The following is a 19,475-nucleotide window of genomic DNA, read 5'->3' on the forward strand; positions in this document are numbered from 1 at the left end:
TTAGGTTAATAACGATAAATTCAAGGAGCCGGGATGAGCCCAAAATCCCCCGAGCAGACCACCCCTGACCTGCTGCAATCTCAAGTTTCCAAGGTGCTTACCACCTTCACCCATCCGACGCTGCAAAAAGACCTGATCACCCTGCGCGCTTTGCATCACTGTGCGCTGTTGGATAATGTGCTGCATATCGAACTGATTATGCCTTTCGCCTGGCAATACGGATTTGAAACGCTGAAAGAAACCGTCAGCGGTGAGCTATTACAGCTAACCGGTGCCAAGGCGATCGACTGGAAGTTATCGCACAATATTACGACGCTGCGCCGTGCCAACGATCAGCCGGGGGTAAAAGGCGTGCGTAATATCGTCGCCGTCAGTTCCGGTAAAGGCGGGGTAGGGAAGTCGAGTACCGCGGTTAATCTGGCCTTAGCGCTAATTGGGGAAGGCGCTAAAGTGGGCATTCTGGATGCGGATATTTATGGCCCGTCGATTCCAAACATGCTGGGTACGATGAATGAGCGCCCAACTTCGCCGGATGGCAAGCACATGTCGCCGATCCAGGCTCATGGGCTGGCCACTAACTCTATTGGTTATTTGGTGACAGACGAAAACGCCATGGTGTGGCGCGGGCCGATGGCCAGTAAAGCGCTGATGCAGATGTTGCAGGATACGCTGTGGCCGGATCTGGATTACCTGGTGATCGATATGCCTCCGGGCACCGGCGATATTCAACTGACGCTTTCGCAGAATATTCCGGTTACCGGCGCGCTAGTCGTAACCACGCCGCAGGATATTGCCCTGATCGATGCGATGAAAGGCATTGTGATGTTTGAAAAAGTGAATGTGCCGGTGCTGGGTATTATCGAAAACATGAGCATGCATATTTGCAGCAACTGCGGTCATCTGGAGCCAATATTCGGCACCGGTGGGGCAGAGAAACTGGCCGAAAAATATCACTGCAAGCTATTGGGGCAAATTCCACTGCATATCTCTTTGCGTGAAGATTTGGATCGCGGCGAACCGACGGTTATCAGTCAGCCTGCCAGCGAGTTTACCGATATTTATCGCCAACTGGCTTCAAACGTGGCGGCAGAAATGTACTGGCAAGGTGAAGCCATCCCGACGGAAATTTCTTTCCGCGCGCTATAAGATCTTCCCTAGAGCCAAAATGGCCTGTCCGTGCCTTACGCGCAGGCCATTTATTCTTTCAGCCAGGTTTTAGCCTTAAAATTCTGCTGCCAATGGGCTTATTTCCCCATTCTGCCAAATAATTCACCTATCTGGCCTGCATTGCTACGCCTTAGCGCTGGCGTCATGCCAGTGAACTCCTTATAATTGGCGCGTTCTTAGCACCCCCGTGCTTTGCCCCCCTTCACACTACGTAATCAGGTCTTTAATTTTATGACTGACAAGGCACATCAGTGCGTCATTATCGGGATTGCCGGCGCATCTGCCTCCGGGAAGAGTCTTATTGCCAGCACGCTGTATCGCGAATTGCGTGAACAGGTTGGCGATCAACATATTGGTGTTATTCCAGAAGATAGCTACTACAAAGATCAAAGCCACCTGTCGATGGAAGAGCGTGTTAAAACCAACTATGACCATCCCAACGCTATGGATCACAATCTGCTGCTACAGCATTTGCAATCGCTGAAAGCGGGCACCGCGATTGAATTGCCGCTGTATAGCTATACTGAACATACGCGTAAAGAAGAAACCGTTCGTCTCGAACCGAAAAAAGTGATTATTCTGGAAGGCATTTTGTTGCTAACTGATATTCGCCTACGTCAGGAAATGAACTTCTCTATTTTCGTCGATACTCCGCTGGATATCTGTCTGATGCGACGAATGAAGCGTGACGTGAACGAACGCGGTCGCTCCATGGAATCGGTGATGGCGCAGTACCAGAAAACCGTGCGTCCAATGTTCCTGCAGTTTATCGAACCTTCCAAGCAGTACGCTGACATTATCGTACCGCGCGGCGGCAAAAACCGTATTGCCATTGATATTCTGAAAGCCAAACTTAGCCAGTTCTTCGAGTGATATCCGTCTGGATCTTTGCTCTTTTCTATGGCAGTTTTTGTAACATACGAATTTAAATGGAGATTTGATCGATGAGACTGTGCGATCGTGATATAGAAGCGTGGTTGGATAATGGCAAGCTGGTTATCACTCCACGTCCGCCGGTAGAACGGATCAACGGCGCTACAGTCGATGTTCGCTTGGGCAACCAATTCCGCGTATTTCGCGGTCATACGGCGGCATTTATCGATTTAAGCGGCCCGAAAGATGAAGTCAGTGAAGCGCTGGATAGAGTCATGAGCGATGAGATTATCTTGCCGGAAGGTGAGGCATTCTTCTTGCATCCAGGTGAGCTGGCGCTGGCCGTAACCCACGAATCAGTCACTATTCCCGATGATTTGGTCGGTTGGCTGGACGGGCGTTCCTCTTTGGCTCGTTTAGGGTTGATGGTTCACGTTACCGCTCACCGAATCGATCCCGGCTGGCAAGGGCGTATTGTGCTGGAGTTCTATAATTCCGGTAAGCTGCCGCTGGCACTGCGTCCGGGGATGTTGATTGGCGCACTGAGCTTCGAGCCGTTATCTGGCCCGGCAGCGCGCCCGTATAACAGCCGTCAGGATGCAAAATATCGTGGTCAGCAAGGGGCGGTTGCCAGTCGTATCGATAAAGACTAAGTCGCGTTAGCCTGTATTCCTGTTTGGACAAGAGGACGTCATGAGAAGATTACTGACAACGTTAGCCATCTTGCTGGTGGTATTAGTCGCGGGGATGAGCGCGCTGGTACTTCTGGTTAATCCGAATGACTTTCGTGCCTATATGGTCAAACAGGTCGAAAAAAATAACGGTTACCGACTGGCACTGGAAGGGGATATGCGTTGGCACGTATGGCCGCGCTTAAGCATTATTTCTGGCCGAATGTCACTCACAGCACCCGGTGCTGATGCGCCGGTTGTCAGTGCAGAAAATATGCGGCTGGATGTCAAACTCTGGCCGCTACTCTCTCATCAGCTAGCGGTAAAACAGGTGATGTTGAAAGGTGCTGTGGTTCGCCTAACGCCTGATAGCGAAGCCCGTTTACAGCCAGATGCCCCTGTGGCTCCGGCGGGAAATGCGCCGGTAACGGAAAGCACATCCTGGAAGCTGGATATTGATAAGGTGCAGGTGGCCGATAGCCTGCTGATCTGGCAGCGAGATGCTGACCAAATTAATGTTCGCGATATCAATTTATTACTCGAGCAAGGCCCGCAACGTCAGGTAAAAGTCAACCTGAGCAGCCGGGTTAACCGCAATCAGCGAGATCTGACATTCTCCCTTGACGCCGACGTGGATATGCAAAATTATCCGCAACATATGGGCGCGAAAATCAGCCAGTTTACTTACAAACTGGATGGTGCCGACGTTCCGGTTGGCGGGATTGCTGGCCAAGGTTCGCTGGTGGCGACCTACCAGCAAAATAACCAGCAGGTCAGCATTGAGCAGCTTAACGTTAGTGCCAATAATAATGTGCTAACCGGCAGCGTTCAGGCGCGGTTGGGCTTTATTCCTCACTATGATCTGGATCTGAAAAGCGACAGTCTCAATCTGGATCAACTGTTTGGCTGGCAGGCAAAAAGCGCGGACACTTCCTCATCTGCCAGCAGCAGCAAACCTTTGGTAGCCGCAGCGCCGGTTATTGCCAGTCAGGAAACCGACGTGGGTCGGGATTTACAAGGGCTGCGTGATTTCACTGCCAAACTGGCATTAACCGCGACCAATCTGGTTTATCGCGGAATTAGCGTGAATCAATTTAACGTGCTGGCGGATAATCAGCAGGGAAAACTGTCGGTGAGCCGTCTGTCCGGTCAGGCATTAAAGGGTGAGTTTTCTTTCCCCGGCACTTTGGATGTCACCGGTAAGCGCTTACTCATTGCTGTTGAACCAACCATTAATCATGTGGATCTGGGGCCGGTGTTACAGGCTGCGGAATTGCCATTGGTCCTGACTGGGCAATTCTCGATGACTGGTCAGTTATCCGGCGAAGGGTTTGGCGTGGAGTCCTTTAGCCGCCGTTGGAACGGCGATGCGAAACTTTCAATGGCCAATGCCCAACTGCACGGCATTAATATCCAGCAGCTAATACAGCAGGCGGTCACGCGTAGCACTAGCGACGTGACCGCGGCGGAGCGTCTTGAACGCTATACCGAAGTCAGTCGTCTACAGACTCAATTGGCACTCAATAAAGGTTTATTGAAAGTCAGCGAGCTGAACGCGGATTCGGCTCTGATTTCGCTAAAAGGCAATGGTTCGCTGAACTTACCGGGGCAACAAGCCGATATGAATTTGGCGGTCCGTGTTATTCAGGGCTGGAATGGTCAGGATAAGCTGGTTAAAACGCTGCAAAATACCGATATTCCGCTGCGTATTTACGGCCCGTGGGCGAGTTTGAAATATCAGTTAGACGTAGAGCAGTTACTGCGCAAAGAATTGCAGCAACGAGCGAAAAGCGCTCTCAATGAATGGGCGGAGCGTAATAAAGATAAGCGCAACGGTCAGGATTTGAAAAAGTTGCTGGATAAACTGTAATTACATTTCGGGTTGGCAGTGGGGAATCCGGCTGCCAGCCTATTTTGGTTGATAAATTGTTATTTTATTGTTTGTACCTCTAACGTTTTTCCCCCTTAAAGCTAGACTTCTCATCACAGATTCCCTCTTCTGTATAAAATCCCTGCTTATCCTTGATAGATGTCATAAACTCGCGGACTGACTTTAGGCAGAGTGCAGAACGTATTTTTGTCCAATTCACGAAGAAAATAATACCCGGATGCGCTAAGTTCCGGCCTGTATCGGGTAAGAGAGGATTAATGTTGGATCTATTGATTGGGGTGGTTGTGGCGGTAGGCGTTGGCCGCTATATCATTAAGGGCTATTCAGCTACTGGGGTGCTGATGGTCGGTGGTTTACTGTTGCTGATAATCAGCGCACTGATGGGAAAAAGCGTGTTACCGGCCAGCGCCACGTCAACCGGCTGGCGGGCTACTGACATTGTTGAGTATGTCAAAATCCTGTTGATGAGCCGCGGTGGCGATCTCGGCATGATGATCATGATGCTGTGCGGGTTTGCTGCCTACATGACGCACATTGGTGCCAATGATGTGGTGGTGAAGATTGCCTCCAAGCCGCTGCAAATGATTAACTCGCCGTATTTGTTAATGGTCGCCGCGTATATTGTGGCTTGCCTGATGTCACTGGCGGTTTCTTCAGCTACCGGGCTGGGCGTATTACTGATGGCAACCTTGTTCCCGGTTATGGTGAACATGGGCATTAGCCGTGGCGCCGCAGCGGCAATTTGCGCCTCGCCGGCGGCGATTATTCTGGCTCCTACTTCTGGTGACGTCGTGCTGGCGGCAAAAGCATCGGAAATGCCACTGGTTGATTTCGCTTTTAAAACGACTTTGCCAATCTCTATCGCCGCGATTGTTTGTATGGCGATAGCGCATTTCTTCTGGCAACGTTACCTGGATAATAAAAGTCAGGAAAAGCATGAAATGATGGATGTGAATGAGATCACAACCAATGCGCCGAGCTTTTATGCCATTTTACCCTTTACGCCGATTATTGGCGTGCTGATTTTTGACGGAAAATGGGGACCAGAGCTACACATTATTACCGTTCTGGTGATTTGTATGTTGTTGGCCGCGGTTATTGAATTTGTGCGCAGTTTCAGCGCTAAAACGGTATTCGCCGGTCTGGAAGTGGCCTATCGCGGAATGGCGGACGCTTTTGCCACCGTCGTAATGCTGTTGGTGGCGGCGGGCGTATTTGCTCAAGGGCTGAGTACGGTTGGTTTCATCAGTGGGCTGATTGGACTAGCTCAATCCTTTGGGACTGGCGGCATAGTGATGATGCTGGTGCTGGTCACTATTACCATGCTGGCGGCAATGACTACTGGCTCAGGTAATGCACCTTTCTATGCCTTCGTCGAGCTGATCCCGAAACTGGCGGCTCAAATGGGGATAAACCCAGCCTATCTGGTTATCCCGATGCTACAGGCGTCAAACCTGGGACGCACCTTGTCACCGGTTTCTGGCGTAGTGGTTGCGGTTGCGGGGATGGCGAAAATATCACCGTTTGAAGTGGTAAAACGTACTTCAGTACCGGTTCTGGTCGGATTGGTGGTGGTTATCGTGGCGACCGAAATTCTGGTTCCACTGCGTTAAGACTTAAATAGATTAAGCAGTTAGACAGGGTGTTAAATGGATAGCGTCAGGCATAATACGTCAGAGCCTGACGCTATCGGCAGTTTCATTTCTTATACTTCGTCGTCCGGTTCCGGCACTTTCAGCGGAGTAATTTTCACTTTTAGAATCCGGTGGCTGCTCACTTCCTGCGGCTCAAACAGATAATCCCCGATCTGCAATTGCTCACCGACCTGAGGAATACGCTGGGTGTGTTCCATCAATAATCCCGCCAGCGTGTGATATTCCCTTTTTTCATCAATAGGTAAGGGTAAATACATCACCAAATCCTCGAGCGGCATATAACCGTTGGCAATCCAGGTACCGTCATCGATTTGCTGAATATCATGACGAGCATCCGGTACTTCACCGGCTACCGGCAGATTACCAGCGATGGTTTCCATCACGTCGGTTAATGTCACTACGCCTTCAATGGATCCAAACTCATCAACCACAAACGCGAAATGGGTTTGCGCCTGACGGAACTGCTCCAAAGCCATTAGCAGTGAAACTTGCTCAGGGAAAATCAGCGGCTGACGAATCAGTGCGCGTAAATCCAGTTTCTCTTGCGAAAGCTGCTGTTTTAATAGGTCAATAACGTGTACGACCCCTAAAGGCTCGTCGGTGGTGCTATCTTCGGTCACCACAATTCGGGTATGCAGATTTTTAGTCAGCAGAGCAGTTAGTTTTTCCGGTGGATCGTTCAGATCCAGATATTCCACGTCGTGGCGTGAAGTCATGATGCTGCTGACCGTTCGCTGAGCTAGTCCCAATACGCGCTCGATCATGCGCCGTTCCTGCTGGTTAAAGACTTCCTGATTTTGGCGCCCTTGATCTGCAATCAGGCTGGCGGTGTGGTTATCCAGCCCGGCTTCTTCATGTTTACCACTCAAGATCCGCAGTACCGCTTCTGCGGTTCGTTCACGCAGCGGACGCGCCGAGGTGAGGAAACGACGGCGGTTAAACTGCGCGAACTGATTCAGTGATTCAATAATTACTGAGAAACCAATAGCTGCATACAGGTAGCCTTTCGGAATATGATAGCCAAAACCTTCTGCGACTAAGCTAAAGCCGATCATCAGCAGGAAGCTTAAACACAAAATAACAATGGTTGGATGCGCGTTAACAAAACGAGTCAATGGCTTGCTGGCCAATAGCATCATGCCGATAGCAATGATTACGGCCGCCATCATGACCGCCAAATGGTCAACCATTCCGACCGCGGTGATGACAGAATCCAATGAGAAAATGGCATCCAGCACCACGATCTGCGCCACTACCGGCCAGAATTTTGCGGTTTTACGCTGATTATTTTGCTGGTGATCTTTACCTTCCAGCCGTTCATTTAGCTCCATAGTGGCTTTGAACAGCAGGAAAATCCCCCCAATCAGCATGATCAAGTCTCTGGCGCTGAAAGGGTGCTCGGCAAGAGTCACCAGCGGTGCAGTGAGCGTCGCCAGCCAAGAGATGCAGGCCAGCAGTACCAAACGCATCGCTAAAGCGCAAAGCAGCCCGGTGACTCGTGCTTTATCCCGAAGATGACGGGGGAGTTTATCTGCCAAAATGGCTATAAAGATGAGGTTATCAATGCCTAATACAATTTCTAGCACGATTAGCGTTGCCAATCCGGCCCAAATTGTTGGATCCATGATCCATTCCATATGCCCAGTTTCACCCTCTATTTCTACGGCTTATGCCGCAGTCAGAATAATGGGCGCTGATCGGGTAAAATTCAACTCTCAATAGCCTCGGGGCCAAGAACTGCGGGGGAATTGACCGAAGTGATGAGTCATTATCCGAAAATCAGACAGGTATATCGTAATGAGGCTGAGATTATCCTAAGGTAAAGTTAATTAGTGGGTTAGCCTATTGTTTACATGATCTAGAATGAACTTAATAAGCAACATGGTTTTATCGGTGACAGATGCAAAAAAATGACGATAGATACCTTGCTTGCTAATATATGGCGGATAAATATAGAGTGATTTTTACTCATCCATTTATCTGATTTGTAATAGATTGAGATACATTTTTGCTGTGGAACTGACCTGTTTAGGCATACATTCTCACTCTTGCTAAAAATGTGCCACCGCACTGAATTTAACTGGTTGATAGCTCGCCGCAGTAGGTTGTCTGAGAATAAGGTAGGGCAGATGAAGAAGAATTTGAAGGCTGTAATTCCTGTGGCTGGTCTTGGCACTCGAATGTTGCCAGCGACCAAGGCAATTCCGAAAGAAATGTTGCCGGTCGTGGATAAACCATTGATTCAATATATCGTGAATGAATGCGTAGCCGCCGGAATTAAAGATATCGTTCTGGTCAGTCACTCATCGAAAAATGCGATAGAAAACCATTTTGATACCTCATTTGAGCTAGAAGTTACGCTAGAGTCACGAGTAAAACGACAGTTACTTAATGAAGTGCAAAATATTTGCCCGCCGGATGTCACAATTATGCAAGTGCGTCAGGGGCAGGCCAAAGGGCTGGGGCACGCAGTGCTGTGCGCGCAGCCAATGGTCGGTGATTCGCCTTTTATTGTGCTCTTGCCGGATGTGTTACTGGATGATTCTACTGCCGACCTGTCGCGGGAAAACCTGGCCAGCATGATTAAGCGTTTTGAGGAAACCGGCCATAGCCAGATTATGGTGGAGCCTGTTCCGCAGCAAGATGTGTCTAAATACGGCATTGCAGATTGCGGTAACGTGAAACTGCAGCCGGGCGACAGTAGTCTGATGGCCGCCGTAGTCGAAAAGCCAAGCGTGGCGGAAGCGCCGTCAAATCTGGCGGTCGTTGGGCGTTATGTGTTGTCCGCGGATATCTGGCCACTGCTAAAGAAAACGCCGAGCGGAGCGGGCGGCGAAATTCAGCTGACCGATGCTATTGCTATGCTGATGGAGCAGCAACCGGTAGAAGCATTCCATATGACGGGCAAATCCCATGATTGCGGCGATAAACTTGGTTATATGAAAGCTTTTGTGGCCTACGGTGTTCGCCATGATACAGAAGGCGAAAAATTCTCTGCCTGGTTAAAACAGCAAATAGACGCATAACGCAGAATCCGCGCGTAATTTTTGAATAACAGGCTTTATTTGCATGAAAACTCGTTAGGTGAATATGACTAAATTAAAAGCAGTCATCCCGGTTGCCGGCTTAGGTATGAGAATGCTGCCAGCAACCAAAGCCATTCCAAAAGAAATGCTGCCAATCGTTGATAAGCCGCTGATTCAACACGTTGTTAACGAATGTGTTGCCGCAGGTATCACCGATATTATTTTGATCACACATTCCTCAAAAAATGCCATAGAAAACCATTTTGATACTTCCTACGAATTGGAGGCGATGCTGGAAGCTCGAGTGAAGCGCCAGCTGCTGGAGGATGTGCAATCTATCTGCCCGCCGGGTGTAACCATTATGCATATTCGTCAGGGTCACCCGGAAGGACTCGGCCACGCAGTGCTGTGTGCTAAGCCGCTGATCGACGGTCAACCTTTCGTGGTTCTGCTGCCTGACGTCCTCATTGATGACGCTAAGTCTGATTTGACCAAAGATAATCTGGCTCAGATGATAACGCGTTTTGAAGATACCGGCGCAAGTCAGGTGCTGGTTCAGCCAATGTCTGTTGAAGAGCTGCCAAACTACTCGGTCATTACCTGCGAAGCGCCGGGGCTGGCTCCGGGTGAGGCAAGCCCGATAGTGGATATGCAAGAAAAGCCAGAAAATCTGACCGGAATGAAGTCAAACCTGTCAGCGGTTGGCCGTTACGTTCTTTCCGCCGATATCTGGCCACTGTTAGAGAAAACCGAACCGGGTGCCTGGGGACGTATTCAGCTGACTGATGCTATTGCTGCGTTGAATGCTCTACAACCGGTGGATGCGGTAGCGTTGACTGGTCAGGCTTATAACTGTGGCGAAAAACTGGGTTATATGCAGGCCTATGTTGCTTACGGTTTGCGTCATCCGGTTCAGGGGGATGAGTTCAAGGCCTGGTTAAAGGATTTTGTGTCTTAATCCGCTGAAATGATCGTAAATCAGGCAACCGTTAGGTTGCCTTTTCTTTTGGGACGGCGATTATTTTGCCTCAGGCAAACGACTGCGTACAGCAACTGGCCGGTTGTGCTGTCTATCGCACCAATCACTACCCACCTGACATAATCCTGAGTTAACATGTTTCCCACTGCAAAAACCTGCGGGCTTATCGGCCAATCGCGGGTGTCATCCTTTAGACAGGAGTTTTTTTAATGTCCAAACAACAGATCGGCGTTGTCGGTATGGCGGTAATGGGCCGTAACCTGGCGCTTAACATCGAAAGCCGCGGCTATTCCGTTTCCATCTTTAACCGTTCATCAGATAAAACCGACGAAGTGGTTGCTGAAAACCCAGGAAAAAATCTGGTGCCGAGTTATACCGTTGAAGAGTTTGTGGATTCACTGGAAAAACCGCGTCGTATTTTGCTGATGGTGAAAGCAGGTGAAGCTACTGACAAAACTATCGCGTCGCTGACTCCTCACCTCGATAAAGGTGACATTTTGATCGACGGCGGTAATACCTATTACAAAGACACCATTCGTCGTAACCGCGAACTGTCTGAGCAGGGCTTTAACTTCATCGGTACCGGCGTGTCCGGCGGTGAAGAGGGTGCCCTGAAAGGCCCTTCAATTATGCCTGGCGGTCAGAAAGAAGCTTACGAACTGGTTGCTCCAATTCTGGAAAAAATTGCCGCTCGTGCTGATGACGGTGAAGCCTGCGTAGCTTATATCGGCGCTGACGGTGCTGGTCACTATGTGAAAATGGTGCACAACGGTATCGAATATGGCGATATGCAGCTGATCGCTGAAGCTTATTCTCTGCTGAAACAAGCGCTGGGTCTGAATAATGAAGAACTGGCTGCGACTTTCTCCGAATGGAATAAGGGCGAGCTGAATAGCTACCTGATTGACATCACAAAAGATATCTTCACCAAGAAAGATGAAGAAGGTAAATATCTGGTTGATGTGATTCTGGATGAAGCCGCAAACAAAGGTACCGGTAAGTGGACCAGCCAGAGTTCTCTGGATCTGGGTGAACCTTTGACTCTGATCACCGAGTCCGTCTTTGCTCGTTACCTTTCTTCCCTGAAAGATCAACGTGTTGCTGCATCTAAAGTGTTGACCGGCCCAACGGTTAAAGCTTTCGAAGGTAATAAAGCAGAGTTTATCGAAAAAGTTCGCCGCGCGCTGTATCTGGGTAAAATTGTTTCTTACGCTCAGGGCTTCTCTCAGCTGAAAGCGGCTTCCGACGAGAATAACTGGGATCTGCACTACGGTGAGATTGCTAAGATCTTCCGCGCTGGCTGTATCATTCGCGCGCAATTCCTGCAAAAAATCACCGATGCTTATGCAGATAATCCTAAGATTGCAAACCTGCTGTTGGCTCCTTACTTCAAACAGATCGCTGATGAATATCAGCAAGCGCTGCGTGACGTTGTGTCTTATGCGGTTCAGAACGGCATCCCAACGCCTACCTTCTCTGCTGCAATCAACTACTACGACAGCTATCGTTCTGCCGTACTGCCTGCCAACCTGATTCAGGCGCAGCGCGACTACTTCGGTGCGCATACTTACAAACGCACTGATAAAGAAGGCGTTTTCCACACTGAGTGGATGGAATAATTGCTTAGTTTAGCGATATAAGCGTGAATGCATGATATTTGGCAGCGCCCATCATTGTAACTGATAATCCGTTAGCCTGATGATGTGAGCTGCCCGTAATAGAACGTTTCTTGCAAACTATGCCTTAATCTGTAACAGCAATAGCCAGATTTCGCTAACGAATAGATAGTTCTAATGATGTATTGACCAGATCTGTCGTAATAAACAGCCCTCGCAGATTAAAATGTGAGGGCTTTTTTACGTCGAAATGCCATTGATAACGGGAAGGCTATTTCTCGTGGCGTTCCCGTAGGCGGCCGATCACTTTACTGAGATCCAAATTCTGATCTTGCAGCAGAACCAGCAAATGATAAATCAGATCGGACGCTTCATTCGTCAGTTCTTCTCGATCGTTTACCGTTGCCGCTAGCGCGGTTTCTACACCTTCTTCCCCAACTTTCTGGGCGATACGCTTGGTGCCGCTGGCGTAGAGGCTGGCGGTATAAGAACTTTCAGGATCGGCGTTTTTACGTTCAGCTAGCAATTGTTCGAGCTGATACAGGAAACCCCAGTCGCTAGCTGCCGGCGAAAAGCAGCTGTTATTGCCTAAATGGCAGGTTGGGCCAATCGGATTCACTAAAATCAAGAGGGTATCGTTATCGCAGTCAGGGTAGATATTGACTACGTTGAGGAAATGGCCAGAGCTTTCGCCTTTAGTCCATAGACGCTGTTTGGTGCGGGAGTAAAAGGTGACTTTGCCTGATTTCTCCGTTGCTGCCAGCGCTTCCCGATTCATGTATCCCATCATCAGAACTTCACCGGAGACGGCATGCTGAACGATAGCGGGCATCATGTTATCGACTTTTTTCCAATCTAGCTGGTTGATCTGTTGTTCAGTTAACACACTCTTATCTCCACGCCTTGTTCAGACAAATAGGTTTTTAACTCGCCAATATTAATGATCTGTTTATGGAATACCGATGCTGCTAAAGCGCCATCGACGTCCGCATCGCGGAAGGCTTGCAGGAAATGTTCCGGCGTACCCGCGCCGCCGGATGCGATCAAGGGTACACGGCAAATGGCGCGCATTTGTTTGAGCTGACGTAAGTCATAGCCGTTGCGTACTCCATCCTGATTCATCATATTCAGAACAATTTCACCGGCGCCGCGTAACTGTACTTCACGAATCCAGTCTTCGGTTTGCCAGGTGGTGGCTTTGGTGCGTTTTTCATCGCCGGTAAATTGATAAACCTGATAACTATCGCTTTCGGCGTCGTACCAGGTATCAATCCCGACGACGATGCACTGTACGCCATAGCGTTCGGCCAAACGAGTGATCAAGGTTGGATCGGCCAGAGCCGGAGAATTGATAGAGATCTTATCTGCGCCGTAAGTCAGGATCTGGCCAGCATCCTCGACGCTCTTAATACCACCAGCAACGCAAAAAGGAATATCGATCACTTCGGCAACGCGAGCTACCCAGCTTTTATCCACGACCCGACCATCGGATGATGCGGTGATATCATAAAACACCAGTTCATCTGCGCCTTCTGCGGCGTAACGCTGTGCCAGAGGAACGATATCGCCGATGATTTCATGGTTGCGAAACTGAACGCCTTTGACAACCTGCCCGTCTTTCACATCCAGACAGGGAATTATGCGTTTTGCCAGCATGCGATCGCCTCCTTCACATTAAATTTACCGTCTAGTAAGGCGCGGCCTACAATAACGCCTTGTACTCCGCTGGAGCGTAGTCTGGCAATATCGTCCAGACAGCCAATACCACCAGAGGCTTGAAAAGCCACTTGTGGATAGCTGGCGCAGACTTCCTGATACAGTTCGACGTTAGAACCTGCCAGCGTGCCGTCGCGAGATATATCGGTGCAAAGGACGTGTTTCAGACCAAAAGGCAGGTATTGTTCGATAATTTGTTCTAGTGTGACGTTGGAGTTTTCCTGCCAGCCGCTGATAGCTACTTCTTTACGGCCGGTTTTATCAATACGCACATCCAACGCCAGGACAATCGCATCGGCTCCGTAACGTTCAAACCAGCTCTGTACCAACTCTGGCTGCCTGACCGCCGTTGAACCAATCACCACGCGGGTGGCGCCAGCCTTCAACAAGGCTGCTACATCCTGTTCATTACGAATGCCGCCGCCGACCTGCACCGGTACTTCTACGCCGGCCAGTAGCTCACGTAATAATGGGATCTGGCGGGCCGCAGGATCTTTAGCTCCGGTTAAGTCGACCAGATGTAAAACCTGCGCGCCTTGCTGCTGATAATCCTGTAAACGCGGCAATGGGTGATTGCCGTAATCGCGCTGTTGGCCGTAGTCGCCCTGATGCAAACGCACCACTTTGCCTTCGATCAAATCCAAAGCGGGAATAATCATGGTGCCTACATCTCCAAAAAGTTTTTCAGCAATTGTGCGCCTGCTGCACCCGAACGTTCCGGATGAAACTGCACGCCAAAGAAGTTGTCTTTTTCAACCGCGGCGGTAAACGGCTCGCCGTAGTTGGCCTGGGCGATGGTATTTGGACATATTGGCATCGCATATCCGTGGACAAAATAGAAGTAGGTGCCATCGGCAATGCCGCGGAACAGATGATTACCTGCCTGAGCAGAAATCTGATTCCAACCCATATGCGGTAGCGGTAAGCCAAAATCGGTCATGAGTTTTACCGGTGCATCGATGATACCCAAGGTGTCGATACCGCCGCTTTCTTCACTGTGGCTAGCCAAAAGCTGCATGCCCAGACAAATCCCCAGAACCGGCTGAGTACAGGCTTTAATCAACTCGATCAGTTCTCGCTCTTTGAGCTGTTCCATGGCGGCATGGGCGGTACCTACGCCGGGCAAAAACAGCTTATCGGCTCGTAGTGCGATGTCCGGATCGCGGCTAATGACCGGTTCATAGCCCAAACGTTGAACGGCGTAGGTCACGGAGGAGAGATTGGCGCATCCGGTGTCCAGAATGACCACGTTCATTACAGCACTCCTTTCGAGCTTGGCAGCGTATTGCCTTCGACGCGAATGGCCTGACGCAGCGTGCGGCCAAAGACCTTAAACAAACTCTCAACTCGGTGGTGATCGTTGCGACCTTTGGTTTTCAGGTGCAGGGTACAGGCCATGGCGTAAGACAGCGAACGGAAGAAGTGCTCAACCATTTCGGTGCTTAAATCCCCAACGCGCTGATAATTAAATTCGGCTTTATATTCCAGATGCGGGCGGCCTGAGATATCCAGTGCGCAGCGCGCCAGACATTCGTCCATCGGTAGTACAAAACCGAAACGGCCAATACCACGTTTGTCACCCAGCGCACTGTTAATGGCTTCACCTAGCGCTAATGCGGTGTCTTCCACGGTGTGGTGATCGTCGATATAAAGATCGCCGCTAACCTGAATATCCATACGGAATCCGCCGTGGGTGGCTATCTGATCCAACATATGATCGAAGAAACCTACGCCAGTTTTGATTTTGCTGCCACCTTCCCGATCCAGCCACACGTTCACATCAATGGCCGTTTCTTTGGTCACGCGGTTAACGTGAGCGTGGCGATCTCGCTGAGTCAACTGTTTGGCTATCTGTGACCAGTTCAGACCATCACGTTGATAGCGCAGTCCACTGATGCCCATATTTTCGGCCAGCTGTAGATCGGTTTCTCTATCGCCAATCACATAGCTATTGGCTCCGTTCATCACGCCGTCGGTCAAATAGTTTTCTACCAGTGCCGTCTTAGGCTTGCGACAGGCGCAGTTATCTGCCGGGAGGTGCGGACAAATTAAGACGTCTTCGAAGTGGATGCCTTGGGAAGTAAAAATCTGCATCATCAAACTGTGCGGCGGATCGAAGGATTCCTGAGGGAAACTGTCCGTTCCCAGTCCATCCTGATTAGTGATCATCACCAGTTTGTAACCGGCTTTTTGCAGAGCCAGCAGAGCAGGTATCACTTCCGGTTCCAGCGCCAGTTTATCCAGCCGATCAACCTGATAGTCTTCTGGCGGTTCAGCAATCAGGGTGCCGTCGCGGTCAATAAAAAGAAATTTCTGGCTCATAACGTTCCCTTCAAAGGCTGGATGATGATGTATTGGTTGCATTGGGGCTATTTATACCGGGTAAAGTGGCTAGGGCTGAAATAACCCGTTCGCATTCCTGACGAGTGCCGATAGTGATACGCAGGCACCCAGACAATCCCGGCTGTTTATTCTGGTCTCTCAGGATAATACCTTGATCCCACAAGCTTTTAAACACGCTACTGGAAGCAGAAAATCGTGCCAGAACATAGTTGGTTTCACTGGTAAACACCTGTTCTACGCAGTCGCAATTTTGCAATTCGCCGATGAACCATTCGCGAGTTGTTCGTATCTCGGCCACTCGCTGGCGCATGGTGGCGATACCTTGCGGACTCAGTGCCTGCGCTGCGATATCCGCCACCGGAGTGGAAAGCGGATAAGGAGCAATCACTTTAAGTAGCAGCTGGATAATATCGTTGTTAGCTAGCGTAAAGCCACAGCGTAAACCGGCTAAAGCAAAAGCTTTAGATAGCGTGCGCAAAATCACTAAATTCGGATAATCTTTTAACCATTCGCTGACGCTAGCCTGCGGGCAAAACTCGATATAAGCCTCATCTATCGCCACCACAGCGCGGTCTTTGGCCAACTCCAGTACCTGACGCAAGTCCTGCTGATTAATCAGGTTGCCGGTGGGATTGTTTGGGCTACAGACATAAAGGACTTTTACGCCATCCAGACTGTCGGCAATCGCCGGTAAGTCCAACTGCCAGTCTTCTTTAGCGGGTACGGTACGCCGTTCTACGCCAAAGGTTTCTGCGCTGACCGAATACATGCCATAGGTCGGTGGGCAAAATAAAATGGCATCCTGACCCGGTTCGCAAAAGGCACGAATCAACAGTTCGATACCTTCGTCTGCGCCTCGGCTGACCAAGACTTGATCGGCCGCTATGCCTGCATAATCGGCATAGCGTTCAATGACTTGCTTAGGCTGACATTCTGGGTAACGGTTAAAGGTTTGCGCCGTTAAGGTAAAGTTCGGCGCTTGCGGATATTCGTTGGCGTTTAGCCATACATCGCCGTTACCGCCCAGTCGGCGCGCAGACATATAAGGAGTCAGCTCGCGCACATTGGCGCGGGCCAGTTCGATAATAGACGCACTCATTTTGACTCCTTTTTAATGGCGTTAAGGGCGGTAACTCGCAGGGTAACGGCATTTTTATGGGCCGTTAACTGTTCAGCCTGCGCCAGAGTTTCAATGGTCGGCGCTAAATCCAGTAAACCTTGCGGTGTTAACTGTTGCACAGTCATGCGTTTTACGAAGTCTGCCAAGCCTAAACTTGAATAAGTCGAGGTATAACCGTAAGTCGGTAATACGTGATTGGTGCCGGAGGCGTAATCGCCAGCGGATTCCGGAGACCAATCGCCAAGGAATACCGAACCGGCGTTATCAATCAGAGCGACCATTTTTTCGGGTTCACGCGTTTGCAGAATCAAGTGCTCCGGACCGTATTGGTTACTGATATCAATACATTGCTGGAGATCTTTGGTGACAATCAGACGACTGCTTTCCAGCGCCTGACGGGCGATAGAAGAACGAGAAAGCTGAGCTAGCTGTTTTTCCACTTCAACGGCAACGGCCTGAGCAATGGCGGCATCCGGAGTCAGCAAAATCACCTGAGAATCAGGGCCATGCTCTGCCTGAGAAAGCAAATCTGAAGCAACAAAGGCTGGCGTAGCGCCGCTATCGGCAATCACCAGCACTTCTGACGGACCTGCGGGCATGTCAATAGCTGCGCCGTCGAGGCGTTGACTAACCTGACGTTTCGCTTCCGTGACATAGGCATTGCCCGGCCCGAAGATTTTGTCCACTTTGGGTACGGATTCGCTGCCAAAAGCCATGGCGGCAATAGCCTGTGCACCGCCAAGCTGGAACACTTCTTCAATGCCACAAAGCTGCGCGGCATAGAGAATTTCATCGGCAATCGGCGGCGGTGAACATAGCACTACGCGTTTACATCCGGCGATGCGAGCTGGGGTTCCCAACATTAATACGGTTGAAGGCAGCGGGGCAGAACCGCCTGGAATATACAGGCCGACGGAAGCGATAGGGCGCGTGATTTGCTGGCAGCGCACTCCCGGCTGGGTTTCGATGTCAACCAGCGGCGTTTTTTGTGCTTTATGGAAAATTTCAATATTGCGTACCGCCTGCGCCATTGCCTGTTTAACATCATCCTTCAGACGTGCGGAAGCGGCGGCAATATCGGCAGCGCTGATACGAATATCGGCTACCTGCACTTTGTCAAAACGCTGGCTGAAGTCGCGCAGGGCGCTATCACCCTCGCTTTTCACCCGATCCAATATCTCATTCACCGCGGCAGTAATACGCTCTGAGGCGTTGATTGCCGGGCGTGTCAGTAACGCTTTTTGCTGTTCTAAACTGCATTGCTGCCAGTCGATCAGAGTATTGAAGTTCGTCGGCTGCATGGTTTACTCCATCATCTTTTCAATAGGAAGGACCAAAATAGAGCTGGCGCCCAGTGCTTTTAGTTTCTCCATGGTTTCCCAGAACAGGGTTTCGCTACTAACCATGTGCATGGCTACGCGGCTTTTATCACCGGCCAATGGCAGAATCGTTGGGCGTTCGGCGCCTGGAAGTAGGGTAATGATTTCATCCAGACGTTCGCTCGGCGCGTGCATCATGATGTATTTCGATTCTCGAGCTTGAATAACGCCTTGAATTCGGGTCATCAGTCGGTCGATTAGCTGCTGTTTAGCTTCTGGCATTTCGCCATCTCGTTGAATCAAACAGGCTTTTGAACGATAAATTACTTCTACTTCTCGCAGCCCGTTGGCTTCCAATGTTGCACCGGTAGAGACTAAATCGCAGATGGCATCGGCCAGACCCGCGCGGGGAGCCACTTCAACGGAGCCATTCAGTAAACAGGATTTAAAACGGACGCCTTGTTTATCAAGGTATTGCTTTAGCAGGTGCGGGTAAGAGGTGGCAATTCGGCTATTTTGCAAGCATTGTGGGCCGCTATATTCCGCATCCAGCGGGGTCGCCAGAGACAGGCGGCAAGTACCAAAATCCAGGCGGCGCAGGGTAAAGTAACGAGGATCTTCCCCTTGGGCGCGGCGGTTAAGTAATTCTTCTTCCAGTACGTTTTCGCCAATAATGCCCAAATCGACTACGCCGTCCATAACCAGACCGGGGATATCGTCATCGCGAACGCGCAGGATATCGATAGGCATGTTCTCTGCGAAGGCAATCAGGCGCTGTTGTTGCAGGTTGATTTTGATACCGCAGCGTGACAGCAGTTCTTGGGAATCTTCGCTCAGGCGGCCTGATTTCTGCATTGCGATACGTAAACGTGTTTTATCTAACATGGTAAACCTCATAACTTATTCATTTAAATTCAAAAGTTTTGGGCAACAAAAAAGCCCTCGGAAGATGATCTTCCGAGGGCTTTCTTTAATGCGTTCTTACGCCACCTGGAAGATTCGTTAACCGTCTTCCAGCACACATCGGCCTGTCAGACTAGTCAGGATGATGGTGATGATGGTGATTAAATTGAACGCGATTCATAATGGTTTCTCACTT

General features: G+C 50.0%; 18 protein-coding genes and 1 other annotated feature. Of the genes, 8 read left to right on the forward strand and 10 right to left on the reverse strand.

Annotation, left to right across the window (positions count from 1 at the left end; genetic code table 11):
* Positions 1-33: 33 nt before the first annotated feature.
* The 5 genes from apbC (at position 34) to dcuC (ending at position 6,215) form a co-directional block, all read left to right on the forward strand.
* On the forward strand, positions 34-1,146 hold the full coding sequence (gene apbC / locus DBA33_RS06790) for an iron-sulfur cluster carrier protein ApbC (protein WP_120805977.1): 1,113 nt from the start codon (positions 34-36) through the stop codon (positions 1,144-1,146).
* Positions 1,147-1,398: 252 nt separating this feature from the next.
* Complete coding sequence (gene udk, locus DBA33_RS06795; protein ID WP_064512750.1) at positions 1,399-2,040, forward strand: uridine kinase; 642 nt, start codon at positions 1,399-1,401, stop codon at positions 2,038-2,040.
* A gap of 71 nt (positions 2,041-2,111) precedes the next feature.
* Positions 2,112-2,693: a dCTP deaminase gene (gene dcd, locus DBA33_RS06800; protein WP_049596596.1), complete on the forward strand. Its 582-nt coding sequence runs from the start codon at positions 2,112-2,114 to the stop codon at positions 2,691-2,693.
* 40 nt (positions 2,694-2,733) lie between these two features.
* Positions 2,734-4,581, forward strand: a complete 1,848-nt coding sequence (asmA, locus tag DBA33_RS06805) for an outer membrane assembly protein AsmA (RefSeq protein WP_120805979.1) — start codon at positions 2,734-2,736, stop codon at positions 4,579-4,581.
* Positions 4,582-4,859: 278 nt separating this feature from the next.
* Entirely contained in the window at positions 4,860-6,215 is a 1,356-nt protein-coding gene (gene dcuC, locus DBA33_RS06810; protein WP_120805981.1) for an anaerobic C4-dicarboxylate transporter DcuC, read from the forward strand.
* 92 nt (positions 6,216-6,307) lie between these two features.
* On the opposite strand, the gene DBA33_RS06815 is transcribed toward dcuC, so the two are convergent.
* Entirely contained in the window at positions 6,308-7,894 is a 1,587-nt protein-coding gene (locus tag DBA33_RS06815; RefSeq protein WP_064512754.1) for a TerC family protein, read from the reverse strand.
* A 492-nt stretch (positions 7,895-8,386) separates the two neighbouring features.
* On the opposite strand from DBA33_RS06815, the gene galU reads away from it, so the two are divergent.
* From galU to gndA, 3 genes are all read left to right on the forward strand, one after another.
* Positions 8,387-9,283, forward strand: a complete 897-nt coding sequence (gene galU / locus DBA33_RS06820; protein ID WP_064512756.1) for a UTP--glucose-1-phosphate uridylyltransferase GalU — start codon at positions 8,387-8,389, stop codon at positions 9,281-9,283.
* 64 nt (positions 9,284-9,347) lie between these two features.
* Positions 9,348-10,241: a sugar phosphate nucleotidyltransferase gene (locus tag DBA33_RS06825; RefSeq protein ID WP_064512758.1), complete on the forward strand. Its 894-nt coding sequence runs from the start codon at positions 9,348-9,350 to the stop codon at positions 10,239-10,241.
* A gap of 230 nt (positions 10,242-10,471) precedes the next feature.
* Positions 10,472-11,881: an NADP-dependent phosphogluconate dehydrogenase gene (gndA, locus tag DBA33_RS06830; protein ID WP_120805983.1), complete on the forward strand. Its 1,410-nt coding sequence runs from the start codon at positions 10,472-10,474 to the stop codon at positions 11,879-11,881.
* 268 nt (positions 11,882-12,149) lie between these two features.
* On the opposite strand, the gene hisIE is transcribed toward gndA, so the two are convergent.
* The 9 genes from hisIE to hisL all read right to left on the reverse strand — a co-directional run bounded on the left by hisIE (position 12,150) and on the right by hisL (position 19,460).
* Positions 12,150-12,764 (reverse strand): bifunctional phosphoribosyl-AMP cyclohydrolase/phosphoribosyl-ATP diphosphatase HisIE, encoded by a 615-nt coding sequence (gene hisIE / locus DBA33_RS06835; RefSeq protein WP_064512762.1) that lies wholly within the window; start codon positions 12,762-12,764, stop codon positions 12,150-12,152.
* Complete coding sequence (gene hisF, locus DBA33_RS06840; RefSeq protein WP_064512764.1) at positions 12,758-13,534, reverse strand: imidazole glycerol phosphate synthase subunit HisF; 777 nt, start codon at positions 13,532-13,534, stop codon at positions 12,758-12,760. The genes hisIE and hisF overlap by 7 nt, the downstream gene beginning before the upstream one ends.
* Positions 13,516-14,253 carry a 1-(5-phosphoribosyl)-5-[(5-phosphoribosylamino)methylideneamino]imidazole-4-carboxamide isomerase gene (gene hisA, locus DBA33_RS06845; protein ID WP_064512766.1) on the reverse strand — a complete coding sequence of 246 codons (738 nt, stop codon included), beginning with the start codon at positions 14,251-14,253 and terminating at the stop codon, positions 13,516-13,518. Before hisA ends, hisF begins: the two co-directional genes overlap by 19 nt.
* Before the next feature lie 5 nt (positions 14,254-14,258).
* Positions 14,259-14,849: an imidazole glycerol phosphate synthase subunit HisH gene (gene hisH / locus DBA33_RS06850; protein WP_064512768.1), complete on the reverse strand. Its 591-nt coding sequence runs from the start codon at positions 14,847-14,849 to the stop codon at positions 14,259-14,261.
* On the reverse strand, positions 14,849-15,916 hold the full coding sequence (gene hisB / locus DBA33_RS06855) for a bifunctional histidinol-phosphatase/imidazoleglycerol-phosphate dehydratase HisB (protein WP_064512770.1): 1,068 nt from the start codon (positions 15,914-15,916) through the stop codon (positions 14,849-14,851). The genes hisH and hisB overlap by 1 nt, the downstream gene beginning before the upstream one ends.
* 10 nt (positions 15,917-15,926) lie before the next feature.
* A complete protein-coding gene (gene hisC / locus DBA33_RS06860) occupies positions 15,927-17,036 on the reverse strand; it encodes a histidinol-phosphate transaminase (protein WP_064512772.1) in 1,110 nt (369 codons plus the stop codon).
* Positions 17,033-18,358 carry a histidinol dehydrogenase gene (gene hisD / locus DBA33_RS06865; protein WP_120805985.1) on the reverse strand — a complete coding sequence of 442 codons (1,326 nt, stop codon included), beginning with the start codon at positions 18,356-18,358 and terminating at the stop codon, positions 17,033-17,035. Before hisD ends, hisC begins: the two co-directional genes overlap by 4 nt.
* 3 nt (positions 18,359-18,361) lie before the next feature.
* A complete protein-coding gene (gene hisG, locus DBA33_RS06870) occupies positions 18,362-19,261 on the reverse strand; it encodes an ATP phosphoribosyltransferase (RefSeq protein ID WP_049596582.1) in 900 nt (299 codons plus the stop codon).
* A 45-nt stretch (positions 19,262-19,306) separates the two neighbouring features.
* Positions 19,307-19,437: a sequence feature (His leader region), on the reverse strand.
* On the reverse strand, positions 19,413-19,460 hold the full coding sequence (gene hisL / locus DBA33_RS06875) for a his operon leader peptide (protein WP_002231208.1): 48 nt from the start codon (positions 19,458-19,460) through the stop codon (positions 19,413-19,415). It overlaps the preceding feature by 25 nt.
* Positions 19,461-19,475: the final 15 nt, after the last annotated feature.

It is taken from the genome of Yersinia sp. IP36721 (assembly GCF_003634395.1).
GTDB classification, from domain to species: Bacteria; Pseudomonadota; Gammaproteobacteria; order Enterobacterales; family Enterobacteriaceae; genus Yersinia; species Yersinia entomophaga.